This is a genomic window from Shewanella yunxiaonensis, from assembly GCF_018223345.1.
In the GTDB taxonomy this organism is placed as follows: domain Bacteria; phylum Pseudomonadota; class Gammaproteobacteria; order Enterobacterales; family Shewanellaceae; genus Shewanella; species Shewanella yunxiaonensis.
On the sequence record NZ_CP073587.1, the window covers coordinates 2,627,813 to 2,645,897 of the forward strand.

Below are 18,085 nucleotides of genomic sequence, written 5' to 3' on the forward strand. Positions count from 1 at the left end.
GCTGAACCGATGTTATTCACACTATCCACAAAATCTGTGGAAAAGGTTGTTGGAAACCGGGAGAAAACGTTGGAAAGTTGCCATAAACTATCCAAAGCCTTACATAAAACATCATCAAAATATCTGTTAACTATTGTTTTATATATATTTTATCTCAATCCTACTTTTGTATTTGCAAAAATAGCTGTTGATGTTTAAAAAATCTCCACCGCAATTTTTACCATTTTTGCTTGGCAATACCGCTCGACAACATTCAAATCTAATCGATTTTAATAATTAAAATATGATAATTTAAATCGTATTTATGACTAATAATTGTTCATGTCACCCAATCACACGATTTATCCCGAAATATTGTGGATAAAGTTGTTGGCAACTATGGAACATCCGGCGAGTAATTTGGTACAAATGCACTAACCCTATTTTAAACTTTAATAAACTCATTGAAATTCAAAATAATAGAAACATTTACTCACTTGAGTATCTTGTACAGAAGATGACTGAACAGATTTTGTTCGGCGTTGTACAACATTGGAATTAGGGTAAACTGCCAGTTATGAATCCCTTAATATCCCCTCCAGAATCCATTGACGTCTTGCTACAACGTGCAGAGGCCCTTGCTGGCTTATCGCTGGGTCAATTAGCACAGTCATTCGGGATTCAACCACCCACCAATCTTCGTCGTGACAAAGGTTGGCCGGGACAGTTATTGGAGATCGCATTAGGCGCTAATGCCGGCTCGAAGCCGCAGCAGGATTTTTTGCATCTGGGTGTCGAACTCAAAAGCATTCCTGTCGACCAAAACGGTATGCCCATGGAAACCACGTATGTCTGTGTTGCCCCGCTAATGGACATTACCGGATTACGTTGGGAACAAAGCCTGGTTTACCACAAACTGCAGCAGGTGCTGTGGATACCCATTCAAGGTGAACGAACGCTAACGCCAGCTACACGCCGCATCGGCATGCCAATTTTGTGGCGGCCAGACAATGAACAATTGCGGCAGCTGCAACAAGACTGGGAAGAGATAATGGAACTGATCAGTCTCGGTAAAGTTAGCACTATTACGGCTCGCCATGGTGAAGTGCTGCAGTTACGCCCAAAGGCCGCCAACAGTCGCGCATTAACTGCTAGCATTGCTGAAGATGGCAGTATTCAGATGACCAATCCCAGAGGGTTTTACCTTAAAACCAGTTTTACCCGTCAAATCCTGCGACAATATTTTGGCTAACCACACAAAAGATGTGAGTTTGATTTGATATGGATCACATTTATCGCTGGCATCACCCTGCTGATATCGATAAACTACCGCCTCTTAGTAAGCCAATGAAATTGTAGGAACTGTTCCATTCCGTGAGAGCACGTGTACAGGCAAAGAAACTCTTGTTCGCCATTCTGGCCTGGACCGGAGCTATGTCGGCCTTCGTCTTTTTCCGATATTCCCAATCGACTGAGCTTCCCCAGTGGGCAGTTGGCTCAGGGGATCTGGCCACGCTTGCTGTTTACATGGGCATCATCTTCGGCAGTTTGCATTGGATGTCTAACCTGATTGCTGATTTCAGTGCTATCAACCGGCTACCCTATATATTCTCCGTTATTTTCAAAGGGTTATTCCTTCTTCTTGGTGCCACGACATTAGCGTATATGACGCAATATCTGAACATGTGGGCGATTGAAAACCACATAGCGACTTTGCGGCAGATGTTGACAGTGCACATCCTGTATAGCCCATCGTTCCAGGCATTGATGATCTATCTGGTGGTTGTACGAGTCGGTTTGGCATTTATTGAGCAGATGGCATTGCTGGTTGGTCCGCGCATTCTGCTGAATATTGGGATGGGTAACTATCATCGTCCCCGCTATGAACAGCGCCTGTTTTTGTACATAGATATGGTGGCGTCCACCACGCATGCTGAATCACTGGGCGATTACCGTTTCAGTCGTTTGATCCAGGATTGCTTTAGCTTGCTGTCAGAAACTATCACCAATAACGATGCTGAAATCTACCGCTATATGGGGGATGCAGTGCTGATCCACTGGCCGCTGCCACAGGGCATCATCAATGACCGTTGCATGAATGTGTATTTTGAATTCAGCCAGCAACTCAACTGGCAACGCCACTATTTTGAAGAACAGTATGGATTTGTGCCCAAATTTAAAGCGGCAGCACACTGTGGGCAGGTTGTGGCGGCAGTCGTTGGTGTACAAAAGCAGGAAATCAGCTTCTTCAGCGACGTACTGAATACACTTGCACGACTGCAGGACCAATGTAACCCGCTCGGACAACGAATGTTGCTATCTGGCGCGTTAGTTGCGCGTCTGGAAAACAATCATAGTGAGTATCAACTGACCAACTTTGGTCCGGTGAAACTCAAAGGCAAACAACATTCCATTGAAGTCTATGGCGTAAAACCTAAGCAGGGTTAATTACACGCTATCCATCAATCTTCTGCTGTAACAGCTTTTGTACTTCTAAGCCAAGGGTTCTGAAGGTGCGGATACGACTGGTAGTCTGGCGCCAGACTAAGCCGATATCTCTGAAAGGAGAGTCGCCAGGCGGATTTAACACCACTAAATCGGTATCTTTAAGGATGCCAGCATCAATTGCCATTTGTGGCAGGAAAGTGGTTCCCAGTTTACTGTTCACCATCTGCACCAGTGTATGTAGGCTGGTGGCTGCAAAGGGATTTACTTTACGGCTATCGCCGAGTTTACAAGCACTGATAGCGTGACCGGTAATGCAGTGTTCACTCTGCAGTAAAAAGATGCTCTCATCAGGTAATGCCTGATAATCCACTGGCTCATGCACATTATTGGCGAGGTCTTTATGGATCACCATCTTAAAGGGATCGATGCCCACTTTCATGCTGTGATAGCCGGTAACATCCGCAGGTAAAGCCAACAGCAGTAAATCGAGTTCTCCTTTGCCAAGCGATACCAATAAACGCTCGGTAGTATCCTCTTTAAGCAGCAAACTCAACTGCGGATAACTTGCTTGGCATTGTTTTACTAGGCGACTCAACAAGAACGGCGCAATGGTTGGAATACACCCCAACCGGATTTCCCCAGTCATGGGTTCGCCTTGGTTCTTCACCAACTCTACCAGATCATCCACATCGGTGAGAATTTTGAGCGCTCGCTGTACCACTTCTTCACCGATGGCGGTGAACATAAAGGATTTATGATCCCGCTCGATCAGTTGATACCCCAGTTGCTCCTCTAAATTTTGGATACCACTGGATAATGTTGACTGGCTGACATGGCAAATGCCGGCAGCTCGATTAAAATTCTGCTCTTGATGCAAATTCACCAGATAATAGAGATTCTTAAGACTTGGTAAAGGTTTCATCGAGTCAATTACCGCGCATTTCACCAATGGATGTTTCCGACCAATTTACCATAAAACCGCTACAACGCAGCAGGTGAATTGATGCTACATCTCACTAAGGCAACCAACTCAACGATTAAATAACACAGAGAACCCCGCAGAATTACATTCGGCATTGCGTTTTAGAAACATTAATCTTCCATAAGCCCTAATGAAAAGCGGTACTGATAAAACCTTGCCAACAGCCATACTGCCGCCAATTGCGCCAAAATGGCCAGGACGAATATCCACGGCGACTCATGCAAACCGGCAACGATAAAACTCACCAGCGCAATAGTGCCATTGAGCAGCGCATATGGCAGTTGTGTACGAAAATGCTCAAATTGATCACACCCAGAACCCGTAGAAGAAAAAATCGTGGTCTCTGATATGGGAGAACAGTGATCACCAAATAAACCACCAGACAGAACCGAACCAATACACACTAATAATGGTGCGTCAATGGCCGCCGAGGTTGGGATCACCAACGGCATCATAATGGCGAACGTCCCCCACGATGAACCAGTGGCAAATGAAATAATCGCGGAAAACAGAAATGCTGCCGCAGGCAACAACCAGGCGGGGAATCCCGCCTGCGCCTGTTGCGCAATATAGGCAGCGGTGCCTAATTCTTTACCTACGGTACTGAGTGTCCAGGCCAGTATCAATACGATGGCAATCTGCATCATATTGTTCATGCCCTTAAGATAAACGCCGATACCATCACTTAAACGGCGCACTTTGCGGTAAGCCATCAAGGTGATCAGTGTCATCGCCGCAAAAAAATAGGCACTGGATAACGCGGCCCGAAATACGGAGCCTGATACTTGTCGGAACGGGAACCCCAATGGCGCCAGCATTGACACCATCACCAAGCCCATGACCAATAACGGCGCCCAAACAAACGAGGCTCTAGCCTGAGGATGGGAAAAAGCCTGCAATGACAGGTCACTGTTGCCCATGTGCTTTCCCAACAAGGCATCGGCTTCTGCTTGCGCCATCGGGCCAAAATCAAGTTTCTTGAAAGCCACCAGCGGAATGATAACAATGGCGAGGATTGCGTAAAATTGGTACGGAATGGCGCCAACAAAAGCGCTCCATTCGCTGACATCACTGTTTAGAGCCGATAATTCTTTTTGAATTAACCCCATGATGTAGACCCCCCAACCAATAAACGGGATCAGAATGGCTACTGGCGAAGCGGTTGAATCAATAATAAAAGCTAACTTCTGCCGCGACACATTCAGTTTATCAAATAAGGGACGAAACACCGGACCGATAATCAACGGCGTACCCAAGTCGGAAAAAAAGATACAGATACCACCAAACCATGCCGCCAGTTGCACCCGGCAACGAGTACTAACCCAGTGCGTCACCTTCTGCGCAAATGCATGACCACCGCCAGATTGCTCCATCAATGCTACGAAGCCACCGATAAAAACCAGCAACACTAACACCCCTGCGTTATAGCCATCGGTTAACTGGGGCACCAGATAATCTTTAACCATAACCCCGAAGGTCTCAAACGGCTGCCAGCCACTCAGCATAAAGACGCCGCTCAATACGCCGACGAACAATCCAATAACGACATTTCGGGTAATTAAAGATAACGCTAACGTTAAAACAATAGGGATAAGAGATGTCGCATCTGTCTGAACCACAATACTTCCTTACAGACAAGGCAATCGATTTTTTAATCAATTGAATTTTAGTTATAAATTTGCACATTGAGACGCACGTGCATCCAATGGTGCATGTTAAATAGCGTCACTCCCTGACTCAGAAAAACGCCAACAGCGAAAAAATCTTGGTTTTTATGACCGCAATAATTTTCAGCTAACCGACAGTACTGCCAGCTTATTAGGCAAAATATCGCAATGGCAATGTAACATTGATATCACTATATAACCACAATAGAACAACATTCATGGTAATAACGGATAATGGCTTAGGTAGTCCTGCGGATGTCAGATAAGGGGATAAAGTGAGTACCAGGCAGCGGTTAGGCGCTTAGCTTAGCTAAAGATAATCACAACGAAACGGAATATCAGATTAAGACAGGTTCGGGAGGGGGAGAAAAGCTGATTGGTCTCACTGAAAAACTCAAATACCAATCAGCGGTGAATAGCGGCAGTCTATGCTTTCGCTTCTAAAAACGACTTCAACTGCTGTAAGTCTGCATCAACATAAGTCATAACAGCTTCAAGCCAAGCGGCATGCTGACCATCCCATTCGGGATCTTCGCCGTGTTGTAATAACTGTGCATAATGATGCACGCGTTTCAGGCCGACAGAACCGGCAGCGCCTTTAAATTTGTGGGCTTCAGAACAAAGCTGTTCTTTATCAGCAGCAGCGGAGGCCTGTTTCAGATTATTCAGATATTCTGGCAGCAGCTGTTCAAACAGCACGACGCTTTTCAGCAGTGTACCGGCACCAATGGCACTACAGTATTGTTCGAGTGTATTGAGATCCAGTACTGAGTCCAAATCTGGGTTAACCATGTAGGCACTCCTTTAGAGCTAAAATTTACCACATCATACCCAGTAAAATGCTGGGTGCAACCTAATTACTGCCAATAGCGATGCTTTGGCGTACCGTTAACAAAATTCTGACAAAATCTGCTAATGAATTTAAAAATCAAGATAATGCCGCGCCTTGTCCACCGAAGTTTGCCAGATTATCCACAATGGCAATCAATCCTTTCCACCGACTCGAGCACCATTGCGGCGCCAATAAATCAGGCGGTTTGGCATACGCAGTGACACGGTGAAATACCACATTTTTAGGTGTATGTCGGATAAGTTCACCAGCACTTGCCGCATATTGTTCAATTGTCGGCGGCAACAATCGCCCCGCTTGCCAGGCCCGCGCCATGATGCTGCCATCAACAATATGCAAAGGATGCAGTTTCAAACCATCGACCCCCTCAGCTAATACTTTCTGCAACGTCTCAAGGTGCATTGCGATATTTTCACCAGGTAAACCAAGAATTAAGTGGGTACACACTTTCAAGCCACGCTGGCGCGCTCGCGTTACCGCATCCACATATGCAGCAAAATCATGCCCCCGGTTAATACGTTTCAAGGTGGTATCGTGAGCGCTCTGTAACCCCAATTCCAGCCACACTTCTCGCCCTTGCTGTTGATATGTCGCCAATAAATCAAGCACATTGTCTGGAAGACAATCCGGCCGGCTCCCGACACACAGACCAACCAAATCCGCAGAGTTTAACGCTTCATCATATCGTTGCTGCAGTATGGCGTATTCTTCATAGGTACTGGTATATGCTTGGAAATAAGCTAAAAACTTAGAGGCTTTGGCACGTAACCGCTGTTTACCTTCAGTTAATTGAGTGGCGATAGATTGACCGCTGCCAAGCGCATAACTAAATGAAGTGACGTTACAAAAAGTACAACCACCGGTCCCCAAAGTGCCATCGCGATTGGGGCAGGTAAAACTGGCATCAAGTGTCAGTTTTTGTACCCGTTCACCAAACTGTTGTTTGCAATACGTCGAGAACGTTGTAACAAAATCGTCTAAGCCCATGAGTGAATGCGGTGCCAGTGAGAAAGGCGAAAGTTTAGCAACTCACCCTGCAAGTGAGATTGCCCTATATCAAACTTTACTGAAATAGCGGTCGACATTTAAGTAATCAACACGCACACTTGCATAGTTAGTCACGCCAAATGATTATTTAATTAATTTTTTTTAGTATAAAAAATAAGCATTCGGTATGAGAATTTCGCTATTATTACGTGTTAAAATTACGTGTCATAAATTTTAATAAATTTATAAATTTCCATTTATTCATAATGTTATAGCTTTAAAAACACAGTTAACGTTAACGGAATATGATTAAAAATTCTTTATATGATCCGGTTATTTTAATTCAATATATGCAATTTTTTGGTTTGACCTTTGAAGAGTCTCAGGATAATTTGGTTCGTTCGGGTGCATATCTATAGAAATTTGTGGCTATAGAGCAGTATGTGGACGTTTAGTTGGGGGTTTGTATGAGTTTGTATCATCCCAGTTTCGAACGGGAAAACTGTGGGTTCGGCTTGATTGCACAAATGGATGGCGAAGCCAGCCATCGCATCGTGCGAACGGCTATTCACGGTCTTGACCGCATGAAACACCGAGGAGGAATCGCCGCTGATGGGCGCACCGGCGATGGTTGTGGTTTGCTGATGCAAATGCCAGTCAGTTTTTTTGAGGCAATTGCCGCAGAAGCAGGCTGGCACTTGAGTCGAAAATTTGCTGTTGGTATGTTATTTCTTAGTCAGAATGAAGAGCAGGCTGCAACTGCCAAATACCTGACCGAGAAAGAATTAGAAAAAGAAACCCTCAGTATTGCAGGATGGCGTAAAGTCCCCGTCAATGGCGATATTTTAGGTGAAATCGGCAAAGCCAGTATGCCGCAAATATGGCAGGTACTGGTGAATGCTCCAGTAGGTTGGCGCATTGAAGACGTCGAGCGCCGTCTGTATATGGCGCGCCGTCGTCTTGAGCAACAGTTGATAGATGACAAAGATTTTTATGTCGCCAGTCTGTCCGGTAAAGTGATCGTCTACAAAGGCTTGATGATGCCAGCAGATTTGCCGGAATTTTATTCCGATCTGGCTGATATGCGATTGCAGAGCTCCATCTGTCTGTTTCATCAGCGTTTTTCAACTAACACATCCCCCAAATGGCCACTAGCACAGCCGTTTCGTTTCCTGGCACATAATGGTGAAATCAATACCATTACCGGAAACCGCCAATGGGCCAGAGCCCGTGCATACAAATTCAATTCACCACTGCTGCCCGATTTACAACAAGCTGCACCATTCGTAAACGAAACCGGTTCTGATTCGTCATCTCTGGATAACATGCTGGAGATGCTATTAGCTGGCGGCATGGATTTATACCGTGCTATGCGTTTGTTGATCCCACCAGCCTGGCAAAGTAACCCGGAAATGGATGATGAGCTTAAAGCGTTTTACGACTTTAACTCTATGCATATGGAACCCTGGGACGGCCCAGCGGGTATCGTAATGACCGATGGACGGCATGCCGCTTGCGCGGTAGACCGTAATGGTTTGCGTCCTTCCCGTTACGTCATTACTAAAGACCGTATTATCACCCTCGCATCTGAAGTCGGCATTTGGGATTACGCACCGGACGAAGTGGTCGAAAAAGGCCGTGTGGGCCCAGGCGAGTTACTGGTACTGGATACCGTTCAAGGTCGCTTGTATCAGTCATTTGAAATTGATAATGACCTTAAGCGACGTCATCCGTATAAAGAATGGATGGCGAAGAACAGCCGCACGCTGGTCCCTGCCGATGAGTTACCGGTAGCGCAAATGGGCGTCAGTGAACTTGATGAAGCCACCCTGCTCAAATATCAGAAGATGTTTGGCTATACCCGTGAAGAGATGGAACAGGTCATCTGGGTATTGGCCAGTAAGGGTGAAGAAGCTATCGGCTCCATGGGTGACGACACCCCAATGGCCGTGCTGTCACGTAAACAGCGCACCATGTATGACTATTTCCGTCAGAAATTTGCCCAGGTAACCAATCCACCAATCGATCCATTGCGTGAAAAGCACGTCATGTCATTGGCCACCTGTATCGGTAAAGAGCAAAACCTGTTTAATGAGACGACTGGTCATGCCTATCGCGTGATGTTTAACTCGCCAGTTCTACTCTATAGCGATTTTCATCAGTTACTTGCGCTCGACAGCACTTACTATCGCGCCAATATTATCGATCTGTCTTATGAGCCAGAAGAAGGCTTACACCAGGCAATCAAGCGCATTACTGACGAAGCTGAAAAGCTGGCACGCAGCGGCACCACATTAGTGGTGTTGTCTGACCGCAATATCAGCAAAGAAAGGTTGATAATCCCGATGGTAATGGCGGTGGGCTCGGTACAACAGATGCTGGTAGCCAAAAGCCTTCGCTGCGATACCAATATCATTGTGGAAACCGGCAGTGCTCGAGACCCTCATCATTTTGCAGTGTTATTGGGCTTTGGTGCCACCGCGATCTATCCATATTTGGTGTATGAAGCAGTCGCTCAGTTAGCCAAGCAGCATCAACAAGAAGATGTTATCAGTGCCATGCTGAGCTACCGCTATGGCATTGAAAAAGGTTTGCGGAAAATCATCTCCAAAATGGGGATTTCCACCATTGCCTCCTATCGTTGTAGTCAACTGTTTGAGGCGGTTGGTCTTGCAGATGAAGTCATCGAACAATGCTTTAAGGGCGTTGTCAGCCGCATTCAGGGCGTAGACTTTGTCGGTATTGAAGCGGATGTCAAACAACGCACACAAGCCGCCTTCAGGCCGCACCAGCCTGTGGCTCAGGGTGGTCTGCTGAAATATGTCGAAGGAGGCGAATACCACGCCTTTAACCCCGACGTAGTCAATACTTTGCAAAATGCACTGAATCATCAGGATTATGCAAAATATAAGCAGTTCGCTAAGTTGGTAGATGAACGTCCGGTAACGACCTTCCGCGATCTGATGCAGATCAGTAGTGACCGCCAGGCCATTGCTATCGGCGATGTGGAGCCGGATAAAAATCTTTATCCACGCTTTGACACTGCCGCCATGAGTATCGGGGCGCTGAGTCCAGAAGCTCATGAGGCACTGGCGATTGCGATGAACCGCTTGGGCGGTCGCTCTAACTCTGGTGAGGGTGGTGAAGACCCACGCCGATTTAACACCGAGCGTAACTCCGCGATTAAACAGATTGCCTCAGGCCGTTTTGGGGTGACTGCGCACTACCTGATTAATGCTGATGTGTTGCAGATTAAGGTGGCACAAGGTGCTAAACCCGGTGAAGGGGGCCAATTACCAGGCCATAAAGTCAGCGTGGAAATCGCCACGCTGCGATACTCTCGTCCCGGTGTAACATTGATTTCGCCACCACCACATCACGATATCTACTCTATCGAAGATTTGGCGCAGTTGATTTTTGACCTGAAACAGATCAATCCCAAAGCGATGATCTCGGTAAAGCTGGTTTCTGAGCCAGGCATCGGCACTATTGCTACCGGGGTAGCCAAAGCTTATGCCGACATGATTACTGTAGCCGGCTATGACGGCGGCACCGGCGCCAGTCCATTGACCTCGGTGAAATATGCCGGAAGTCCCTGGGAACTGGGATTGTCTGAAGTACATCAGTCGCTAGTGCAAAATGGTCTGCGCCATAAAATCCGCTTGCAAGTGGATGGCGGTTTGAAGACCGGGGCCGATGTTATCAAAGCAGCACTATTAGGTGCCGAAAGCTTCGGTTTTGGTACGGTGCCGATGATTGCGCTCGGTTGTCGTTACCTGCGTATTTGTCATTTGAATAACTGTGCGACTGGGGTGGCAACTCAGGATCCGAACCTGCGTGAAAAGCACTTCCACGGTTTGCCTGAGCGGGTAATGACCTACTTCCAGTTTGTGGCAGAAGAAGTCCGTGAATGGATGGCTAAACTGGGGGTTTCTCGTTTTGAGGAACTGGTTGGCCATACTGAATGGCTGAAACTGTTGCCGGGTGAAACCGACAAACAGCAAGGTCTGGACCTGTCACCGATTTTGTACCGTCCTGAAGTCAGAAGTTCAACTTCTCTCACCTGGCAGGAACTGAATGAACCTGCTGATAAAGGGGTATTGAACCAAGAACTGCTGTCTAAATGTGGTGAATTGGTCGATAAAGGCGAAGGTTTTGATGCCTGCTTTACTATCAATAACACTGACCGTTCTGTGGGTGCCGCATTATCAGGCTATATTGCCAGTAAATGGGGGCTGAAGGGGTGTCCGCAGCCAATCAAGGTACGTTTTAACGGCAGTGCCGGTCAAAGTTTTGGTGTATGGAACAGTCCGGGGCTGGAACTGTCTCTGTGCGGTGATGCCAACGACTACGTTGGTAAAGGTATGTCCGGCGGCAAACTGAGTATCTATCCGCCGCATGGCAGCCCATTCAAATCTGAACGCAGTGCCATTATTGGTAACACCTGTCTCTATGGTGCTACTGGTGGCAAGCTCTATGCTGCAGGCCGAGCTGGCGAACGATTCGCCGTGCGTAACTCCGGCGCGCTGGCAGTGGTTGAAGGTGTGGGTGACAACGGTTGCGAATATATGACCGGCGGTATTGTCGTCGTGCTGGGGACTACCGGCGTGAACTTCGGTGCTGGGATGACCGGTGGTTTCGCCTATGTATTTGACCAATTTGGCCGTTTCAGTCGGCGCGTAAACAAAGAGATGGTCGAACTGCTGAAGGTCGATTCCCCCATCCACCAGCAACATCTCAAAGGCCTGATTGAAGAGCATGTTGCCGAAACAGGCAGTGACCACGCCAAAGCCATCCTGCATGACTTTGAAAACTGGCTCGATTGTTTTGTGCTGGTGAAACCGAAAAATATTGCAGCGGCGGATCTGCTAAAGACACAGACACCAAGCCCTGAACTGGCTGTAAAAGCGGGGTAATGAGTTAATGAGTAATAATTTTCAGTTTATTGAAGTAGACCGTGTCGATCCCGACAAGCAGCCAGTGGAGCTGCGTAAGACACAGTTTATTGAGATTTATCAGCCGTTCACTCAGCAACAGGTTAACCAGCAGGCTGACCGTTGTCTGGACTGCGGCAACCCTTATTGTGAATGGCGCTGTCCACTGCATAACTATATTCCTAACTGGTTAAGCCTCGCTAAACAGGGACGGATTATGGATGCTGCCGATCTGGTCCATGAAACCAATACCCTGCCGGAAGTCTGCGGCCGGGTATGTCCCCAGGACCGGCTGTGTGAAGGTTCATGTACCTTGAATGCAGAATATGGCGCGGTGACCATAGGTAATGTCGAAAAATATATTACCGATACCGCGCTGGCCCAGGGCTGGAAACCCGATATGAGCAAAGTCGTGCCGCGTAAAGAGCGCGTCGCGATTATTGGTGCTGGCCCGGCCGGACTTGGCTGTGCTGATATTCTGGCACGCAACGGTGTAAAAGCGGTCGTTTACGATCGTTACCAGCAGATTGGTGGCTTGCTGACCTATGGCATTCCCGCCTTTAAACTGGATAAATCTGTTATGGCAACCCGCCGCCAGGTGATGGAAGGCATGGGCATTGAATTCCGTCTTGGTACTGAAATAGGCAAAGATGTGGCATTTAGCGCATTGCTGGATGAGTACGATGCAGTATTCTTGGGGATGGGAACCTACACCGCCATGAAGGCTGGTCTTCCCGGTGAAGATGCGCAAGGGGTTATCCAGGCACTGCCCTATCTTATTGCCAACACCAAAGAGTTGTTAGGTGAGAAGGATGCACAGCAGTCATACGTCAGCCTCAAGGGTCAAAAGGTGGTAGTGCTAGGTGGTGGTGATACCGCCATGGACTGCGTACGTACTGCCGTGCGTCAAGGTGCCGAGTCGGTGATTTGTGCATATCGTCGTGACGAAGCCAACATGCCCGGTTCACGCCGTGAAGTCAAAAATGCCCGCGAAGAAGGCGTTGAGTTCCTGTTCAACCGCCAGCCCACAGCAATCAAGACTGTCGCGGGAAAAGTTGTCGGCATTGAATGTGTAGAAACCCGTATGGGTGAAGCGGATGCCAGTGGCCGTCGTCGTCCAGAACCGATTCCTGGAAGCGAGCAGTTACTGGAAGCCGATGCCGTTATCATCGCCTTTGGTTTCCAGCCAAGTCCTGCCAGTTGGTTCGCGGACTATGGCATAGAGGTCGATGACTGGCAGCGAGTAAAGGCACCCAAAGAAAGCGACACACCATTTCAGACCAGTAATCCAAAAGTGTTTGCCGGTGGCGATATGGTGCGCGGCTCAGATCTGGTAGTCACTGCGATTGCCGAAGGTCGTGACGCTGCCCGCGGTATTCTTAACTTTTTCGATTAGCGCTAAGGATACTTCCTGTCCTGTTGCGCATCACGGTTTTCCGCGATGCGCATTTTTTTGTGGCGATGAAATTCACTATGGTATATTGAGCCGTTTTTTTACTGAATTGATAAAGGGTTATCCATGAAAATCGGGATCATCGGCGCCATGGAGCCGGAAGTTGCTCACCTCATTACGGAACTGAGCAATGCACATTCGCTCACTATCGGCGCGGTAGAGTTTGTTAGCGGCCAACTGGCGGGAAAAGAGGTTGTGATCACCCGCTCAGGAATTGGCAAAGTGGCGGCAGCAATGGCGACCAGTTTACTGATTGAAAAATTTGCCGTTGATGCAGTGATCAATACGGGTTCCGCCGGGGGTTTCGTAGACAACCTGGACATTGGCGATATCGTCATTTCGAGTGAACTGCGCTATCACGATGTGGATGTTACCGCATTCGGATATGAAATTGGGCAGATGGCGCAACAGCCGGCAGCATTTACCGCCGATGCAAAATTGATCACTGCCGCCAAAGCTGCGATTAGCGGGCTGGGAACAGTTAAAGCGATGGAAGGCTTAATCTGTACCGGTGATAGTTTTATCTGCGATCCTGAACGGACCGCTGTGATGCGTCGTCATTTTCCGCAAATGGCAGCCTGTGAAATGGAAGGAGCCGCTGTTGCGCAGGTATGTCATCAGTTTAACGTCCCTTTTGTGGTGATCCGTTCACTGTCTGACAATGCTAATAACGATTCTCCGGTGGATTTTGATACATATCTGATAAAAGCCGGCAAGCATTCTGCCCTAATGGTTATCGGCATGCTGCAGCAACTATGAACTTATGCTGGCATCTTTCGTTGATAAGTTAGTGAGTCAGGACGGGCAGCTGCTGCAGTATTTCGCCACCGTGCTTTTGCCGTTAGTGGCGGTGAAATATCTGCCACTGCCTGCACCGTTACAGCCACTGCGCTGGCTGGGTGAACTGGCAAAATCGCTGGCAGCTAAAGTTCTGCATACCGAACGGGCCTCCAGCCAGCAGGCACTGGCTGGGGTATTGTCGTTATTGTTACTGGTATTACCCTTCTGGGTGATCAGCTCACTGCTACTTTACCTCGCGGAATATCCCTGGTTTTTTGAAATGCTGCTCATCTATTTGTGTTTGCAAGATTTACACATTCTGCGAGCAGCAGGTGACATCACCACCGCATTACAAAACGGCGACAAATCCAGTGCGCGCAGTTTATTGTCAGATTGGGTTGCCAGAGACACGGCCGAGCTGTCTGAAACCGGGATCGCCAAAGCGACGATTGAAGCATTGGTCACCGTCCCAGGATACCGATTACTCGCTAGCCTCACGACCTATCTGTTATTTGGCGCACCAGTAACTTTGTTGTTTGCAATGTTATGGCAGTTGCAACAGATCTGGTGGCCACAAAACCCGCGATATCATTATTTCAGCCGTGCGTTGAGCTGGAGCAATCAGCTACTGTTTTGGGTTCCGCTATTACTGTGGCGATTTTCACTGTCACTAAGTGGCGGCATAAACTGGTTATTTACAACGCATAAGATTAGTCATCATCAAGACTTGCGCAGTTATCAGCAACTGTGTGCCATGGTAGCTGCCATGCTACACATCGAATTAGGTGGCCCACAGAAGTATAACGGCGTAAAAGTGAGCAGTAGCAAGCTCACTTATGGCAATTTACCGACCGCAACAGATATTCGCCGAGCGACTGTGCTGGTCAAAGCCGCCATAGCTTTTTGGATAATTCTGTTAACGGCTATACCGGTGATATGGATTGGCTTACGCTGGTTCCACACACACTAAAAGCTTTTTATAATGTGCTGACTGGCATCAAAAATTCAGGGAGAGGTTATGTTGGAACAGATGTCTATTTCGCTTACGACACCAGCGTTGTTATTTCCCGCCATCTCGCTGTTATTACTGGCCTATACTAATCGTTTTTTCTCGCTGGCAGCACTGATCCGCAGTCTGAGTGCTGCGGATAAACCGATCGCCAGTGAACAGCTGAAAAATCTGCGACGTCGGATTGTCATCATTAAACGCATGCAGGAAGCGGGCGTATCCAGCTTTGCCCTGTGTGTACTGTGCATGATTATGATTTATTTGGGCTTTAATAAATCTGGCTCGCTGATCTTTGGTGCCAGCCTCTTGTTATTGTTGTATTCACTGATCCTATCAGTGATTGAAATCCGTATTTCAGTGGATGCGCTCAACATTCATCTGAAACAAATGGATGATCGTTAACCCATCATTTTACGATTTTCCCGCGTATAGACGGTTGCTTACATTTCCCTGCCGACAGAGGGTTGATTCACTCAGGAGCAAGAGGCATTATGCCAGAGCTCTCCGGAATTTTCTGCCAATGGTATTTTTCTACAGTCCGGACGACACTATCTGCGGCAACATTGAGTGAGCCGCTTCTTGCGTCAATATTTTTCCGGAAAGAGACTTATAGTTTGCGTTATCTGTTGTTGATATTAGTTCTGATATGTTCCCCGCTGTTGGCAGATACTGGCGAAATGCCGCCAGAACAACAGATGGCGATGAGCTATATCGACGCTTATACCAACCATGATTACCAAAAGCTGGCGACTTTTTATAACCGCGATAGTGTCTTTGTGGATGTCACGGCTGGCCGTTCATATACCGGAAGCCGTCATATCATTGACTTTCTGGAACGTGCTCACCGGGGTGTGCTGGAGTACGAATTTAACATTGAACACATGTTTAACTCTGGTTCATTGGTTGTAATGATTGGTAACTACCACTTCAAAGGCCCTGGAGAGCAATTTGGTAAACCCGGAAAAATTATTGATATCGCTATCCCAGGTGTTACCACGCTGAATCTGGACCTACTGAACCATCGGGTAACCAAACACCAAGACTTTATTGATTACCAAACCATGGCAGACCAGCTGTCGGCGCAATAACCGTTTGACCACAATCCTTGGAACTCACGCCCCCCAATGCTGTCCGATACAAGAGAGAAGTGAAAGCGCTCTCGGTTTAAATTAGGATGGATGAGGTGTTCATGAGATGTGTTTCAGCCATTAGCTCTGTAGCGCTGTTACTGTTGTATTGTCATACGGCGGTGGCGACGATTAAGTCTGTCGCTAACCCAGCACTGCCAGAACCGCCGTTAGTGCTGTCCTATGCCACACAGCCGGTTAGTCATTTCAATAAGTCCCTCGCCATAGCGCAACAACAGCAAGCGAGCTGGAGCCATGACCCACAGCAGATCAGTCAGCAATATTCAGGAACCGGGTTTGAACTGGTCACCGCAAAGGAATATCAAGGTAAAGTGATCACCTATAGTGTAAGGCCATCCCAATCAGGCCACCCGCAGATGCTGCTAATTTTGGCGTTGGGCAAGAAAAAGGGCCACTGGGCGTTAGAAAAAGCCCGCTTAAGCTGGCGTTGCAGTGAAGACAATTTCTTTAGCACCAATCATTGCAACATAACGGCCCACACAGCTGACAACAAGCTGCAATAAAAAAGGGCCATCAGGCCCTTTTTTAATTCACCAGCGCCCTTTAGGCCACGGTGACCTTAGCAAATTTACGCTTACCCACCTGGAATATGGCAGTGACGCCAGCATTAAAATGCAGCTTGCCGTCATCCACTCGCTCGCCATCCATTTTCACCGCGCCCTGTTTGAGCATACGCAGCGCTTCTGACGTCGACGCTACTAATCCGGCATCTTTCAGCAAATTAGCGATGGCAATGCCCTCGGCGCCCGCGCTCAGGGTAATTTCGTCGATATCCTCGGGCAAAGCCCCTTTCTGGAACCGATCAATAAAGGCCTGGTGTGCTGCTTCAGCCGCTTGCTCATCATGAAAACGCGTAATGATCTCTTTTGCCAGCAGAATTTTAATATCACGCGGGTTGGCGCCATTGGCAACGTCGACTTTAAACTGTTCAATCTCGCCCAATGGACGGAATGACAGTAACTCAAAATAGCGCCACATCAGTTCATCGGAAATGGACATCAGCTTACCAAACATCTCGTCTGGCGCTTCACTGACACCAATATAATTGCCTGCAGATTTGGACATTTTCTTAACGCCATCCAAACCTTCCAGCAATGGCATCATGATCACAGCCTGTGGCTTTTGCCCTTCGGCTTTCTGCAGTTCTCGCCCCATCAGCAGGTTAAACTTCTGATCGGTACCCCCGAGTTCAATATCCGCTTTCAGCTCCACGGAATCATAACCCTGTAATAACGGGTACATAAATTCATGAATGGCGATTGACTGGCCGGATGCATAACGCTTTTTAAAGTCATCACGTTCCATCATGCGCGCAACAGTCTGCCGCGCCGCCAGACGGATCATGCCGGCAGCTCCTAATTTCTCCAGCCAAGTGGAGTTGAATTCAATGCGCGTTTTCTCAGGGTCGAGAATCTTGTAGACCTGCTCTTTATAGCTCTCGGCATTCGCCATCACCTGCGCATGCGTTAATGGCGGACGAGTGCTATTTTTACCGGTTGGGTCACCCACCATACCGGTGAAATCCCCGATTAAAAATATCACCTCGTGACCGAACTCCTGGAAAGTGCGCAGCTTATTCAGGATCACTGTATGCCCCAGATGAATATCCGGTGCAGTTGGGTCGGCGCCCAGTTTAATTCTTAGCGGACGTCCTTCTTTCAGTTTCTCCACCAGATCAGATTCCAGCAGGATTTCCTCTGTACCGCGTTTAATCTCCGCCAATACCTGCGCTAAATCAGCCATTTTGCCAACAACTCCCGAGGCTCTACAAAATCAAAGAGACTTATGTTACTTGTTAGCCAGCCTAATTTAAAGTGTGTAAACTGACGGGCAATGCCCAAGTTTTAC

The 18,085-nt window shown here is 47.7% G+C and carries 14 protein-coding genes; 9 read left to right on the forward strand and 5 right to left on the reverse strand.

Annotated elements, in window-relative coordinates:
- The first annotated feature begins 556 nt into the window (after nucleotides 1-556).
- Both mutH and KDN34_RS12020 read left to right on the forward strand, forming a co-directional pair.
- Nucleotides 557-1,231, forward strand: coding sequence for a DNA mismatch repair endonuclease MutH (gene mutH, locus KDN34_RS12015; RefSeq protein ID WP_212594007.1), 675 nt, complete (start codon nucleotides 557-559; stop codon nucleotides 1,229-1,231).
- A gap of 122 nt (nucleotides 1,232-1,353) precedes the next feature.
- Nucleotides 1,354-2,427 carry an adenylate/guanylate cyclase domain-containing protein gene (locus KDN34_RS12020; RefSeq protein ID WP_228730328.1) on the forward strand — a complete coding sequence of 358 codons (1,074 nt, stop codon included), beginning with the start codon at nucleotides 1,354-1,356 and terminating at the stop codon, nucleotides 2,425-2,427.
- 7 nt (nucleotides 2,428-2,434) lie between these two features.
- Here the strand turns inward: KDN34_RS12020 and oxyR are convergent, their stop codons facing one another.
- The 4 genes from oxyR to KDN34_RS12040 all read right to left on the reverse strand — a co-directional run bounded on the left by oxyR (nucleotide 2,435) and on the right by KDN34_RS12040 (nucleotide 6,913).
- Nucleotides 2,435-3,349 (reverse strand): hydrogen peroxide-inducible genes activator, encoded by a 915-nt coding sequence (oxyR, locus tag KDN34_RS12025; protein WP_212594008.1) that lies wholly within the window; start codon nucleotides 3,347-3,349, stop codon nucleotides 2,435-2,437.
- A gap of 170 nt (nucleotides 3,350-3,519) precedes the next feature.
- The gene (locus tag KDN34_RS12030) at nucleotides 3,520-5,028 is read right to left on the reverse strand and encodes a Na+/H+ antiporter NhaC family protein (protein ID WP_212594009.1); all 1,509 of its coding nucleotides are present in this window, start codon (nucleotides 5,026-5,028) and stop codon (nucleotides 3,520-3,522) included.
- 474 nt (nucleotides 5,029-5,502) lie between these two features.
- Entirely contained in the window at nucleotides 5,503-5,868 is a 366-nt protein-coding gene (locus KDN34_RS12035; protein WP_212594010.1) for an Hpt domain-containing protein, read from the reverse strand.
- Between the two features lie 136 nt (nucleotides 5,869-6,004).
- Complete coding sequence (locus KDN34_RS12040; protein ID WP_212594011.1) at nucleotides 6,005-6,913, reverse strand: TIGR01212 family radical SAM protein; 909 nt, start codon at nucleotides 6,911-6,913, stop codon at nucleotides 6,005-6,007.
- A gap of 467 nt (nucleotides 6,914-7,380) precedes the next feature.
- Here KDN34_RS12040 and gltB point away from each other — a divergent pair, with 467 nt between their 5' ends.
- From gltB to KDN34_RS12075, 7 genes are all read left to right on the forward strand, one after another.
- Nucleotides 7,381-11,829, forward strand: a complete 4,449-nt coding sequence (gltB, locus tag KDN34_RS12045) for a glutamate synthase large subunit (protein ID WP_212594012.1) — start codon at nucleotides 7,381-7,383, stop codon at nucleotides 11,827-11,829.
- A 7-nt stretch (nucleotides 11,830-11,836) separates the two neighbouring features.
- Nucleotides 11,837-13,243, forward strand: coding sequence for an FAD-dependent oxidoreductase (locus KDN34_RS12050; protein ID WP_212594013.1), 1,407 nt, complete (start codon nucleotides 11,837-11,839; stop codon nucleotides 13,241-13,243).
- Nucleotides 13,244-13,366: 123 nt separating this feature from the next.
- Nucleotides 13,367-14,059 (forward strand): 5'-methylthioadenosine/adenosylhomocysteine nucleosidase, encoded by a 693-nt coding sequence (locus KDN34_RS12055; RefSeq protein WP_212594014.1) that lies wholly within the window; start codon nucleotides 13,367-13,369, stop codon nucleotides 14,057-14,059.
- A 4-nt stretch (nucleotides 14,060-14,063) separates the two neighbouring features.
- Nucleotides 14,064-15,050 (forward strand): cobalamin biosynthesis protein CobD/CbiB, encoded by a 987-nt coding sequence (locus KDN34_RS12060; RefSeq protein ID WP_212594015.1) that lies wholly within the window; start codon nucleotides 14,064-14,066, stop codon nucleotides 15,048-15,050.
- Nucleotides 15,051-15,110: 60 nt separating this feature from the next.
- The gene (locus KDN34_RS12065) at nucleotides 15,111-15,491 is read left to right on the forward strand and encodes a DUF2721 domain-containing protein (RefSeq protein ID WP_212596638.1); all 381 of its coding nucleotides are present in this window, start codon (nucleotides 15,111-15,113) and stop codon (nucleotides 15,489-15,491) included.
- Between the two features lie 212 nt (nucleotides 15,492-15,703).
- Nucleotides 15,704-16,177 (forward strand): nuclear transport factor 2 family protein, encoded by a 474-nt coding sequence (locus tag KDN34_RS12070; protein ID WP_407695805.1) that lies wholly within the window; start codon nucleotides 15,704-15,706, stop codon nucleotides 16,175-16,177.
- Nucleotides 16,178-16,278: 101 nt separating this feature from the next.
- Nucleotides 16,279-16,740 carry a hypothetical protein gene (locus KDN34_RS12075; protein WP_212594017.1) on the forward strand — a complete coding sequence of 154 codons (462 nt, stop codon included), beginning with the start codon at nucleotides 16,279-16,281 and terminating at the stop codon, nucleotides 16,738-16,740.
- Nucleotides 16,741-16,780: 40 nt separating this feature from the next.
- Here KDN34_RS12075 and tyrS read toward each other — a convergent pair whose 3' ends face one another.
- The gene (gene tyrS / locus KDN34_RS12080) at nucleotides 16,781-17,980 is read right to left on the reverse strand and encodes a tyrosine--tRNA ligase (protein WP_212594018.1); all 1,200 of its coding nucleotides are present in this window, start codon (nucleotides 17,978-17,980) and stop codon (nucleotides 16,781-16,783) included.
- Nucleotides 17,981-18,085 lie beyond the last annotated feature (105 nt).

Coding starts and splice junctions, on each gene's coding strand:
- mutH (WP_212594007.1), top strand. CDS start 557: ATGAATCCCTTAATATCCCCTCCAGAATCCATTGACGTCTTGCTACAA.
- oxyR (WP_212594008.1), bottom strand. CDS start 3,349: ATGAAACCTTTACCAAGTCTTAAGAATCTCTATTATCTGGTGAATTTG.
- KDN34_RS12035 (WP_212594010.1), bottom strand. CDS start 5,868: ATGGTTAACCCAGATTTGGACTCAGTACTGGATCTCAATACACTCGAA.
- KDN34_RS12040 (WP_212594011.1), bottom strand. CDS start 6,913: ATGGGCTTAGACGATTTTGTTACAACGTTCTCGACGTATTGCAAACAA.
- gltB (WP_212594012.1), top strand. CDS start 7,381: ATGAGTTTGTATCATCCCAGTTTCGAACGGGAAAACTGTGGGTTCGGC.
- KDN34_RS12050 (WP_212594013.1), top strand. CDS start 11,837: ATGAGTAATAATTTTCAGTTTATTGAAGTAGACCGTGTCGATCCCGAC.
- KDN34_RS12055 (WP_212594014.1), top strand. CDS start 13,367: ATGAAAATCGGGATCATCGGCGCCATGGAGCCGGAAGTTGCTCACCTC.
- KDN34_RS12060 (WP_212594015.1), top strand. CDS start 14,064: ATGCTGGCATCTTTCGTTGATAAGTTAGTGAGTCAGGACGGGCAGCTG.
- KDN34_RS12065 (WP_212596638.1), top strand. CDS start 15,111: ATGTCTATTTCGCTTACGACACCAGCGTTGTTATTTCCCGCCATCTCG.
- KDN34_RS12075 (WP_212594017.1), top strand. CDS start 16,279: ATGAGATGTGTTTCAGCCATTAGCTCTGTAGCGCTGTTACTGTTGTAT.
- tyrS (WP_212594018.1), bottom strand. CDS start 17,980: ATGGCTGATTTAGCGCAGGTATTGGCGGAGATTAAACGCGGTACAGAG.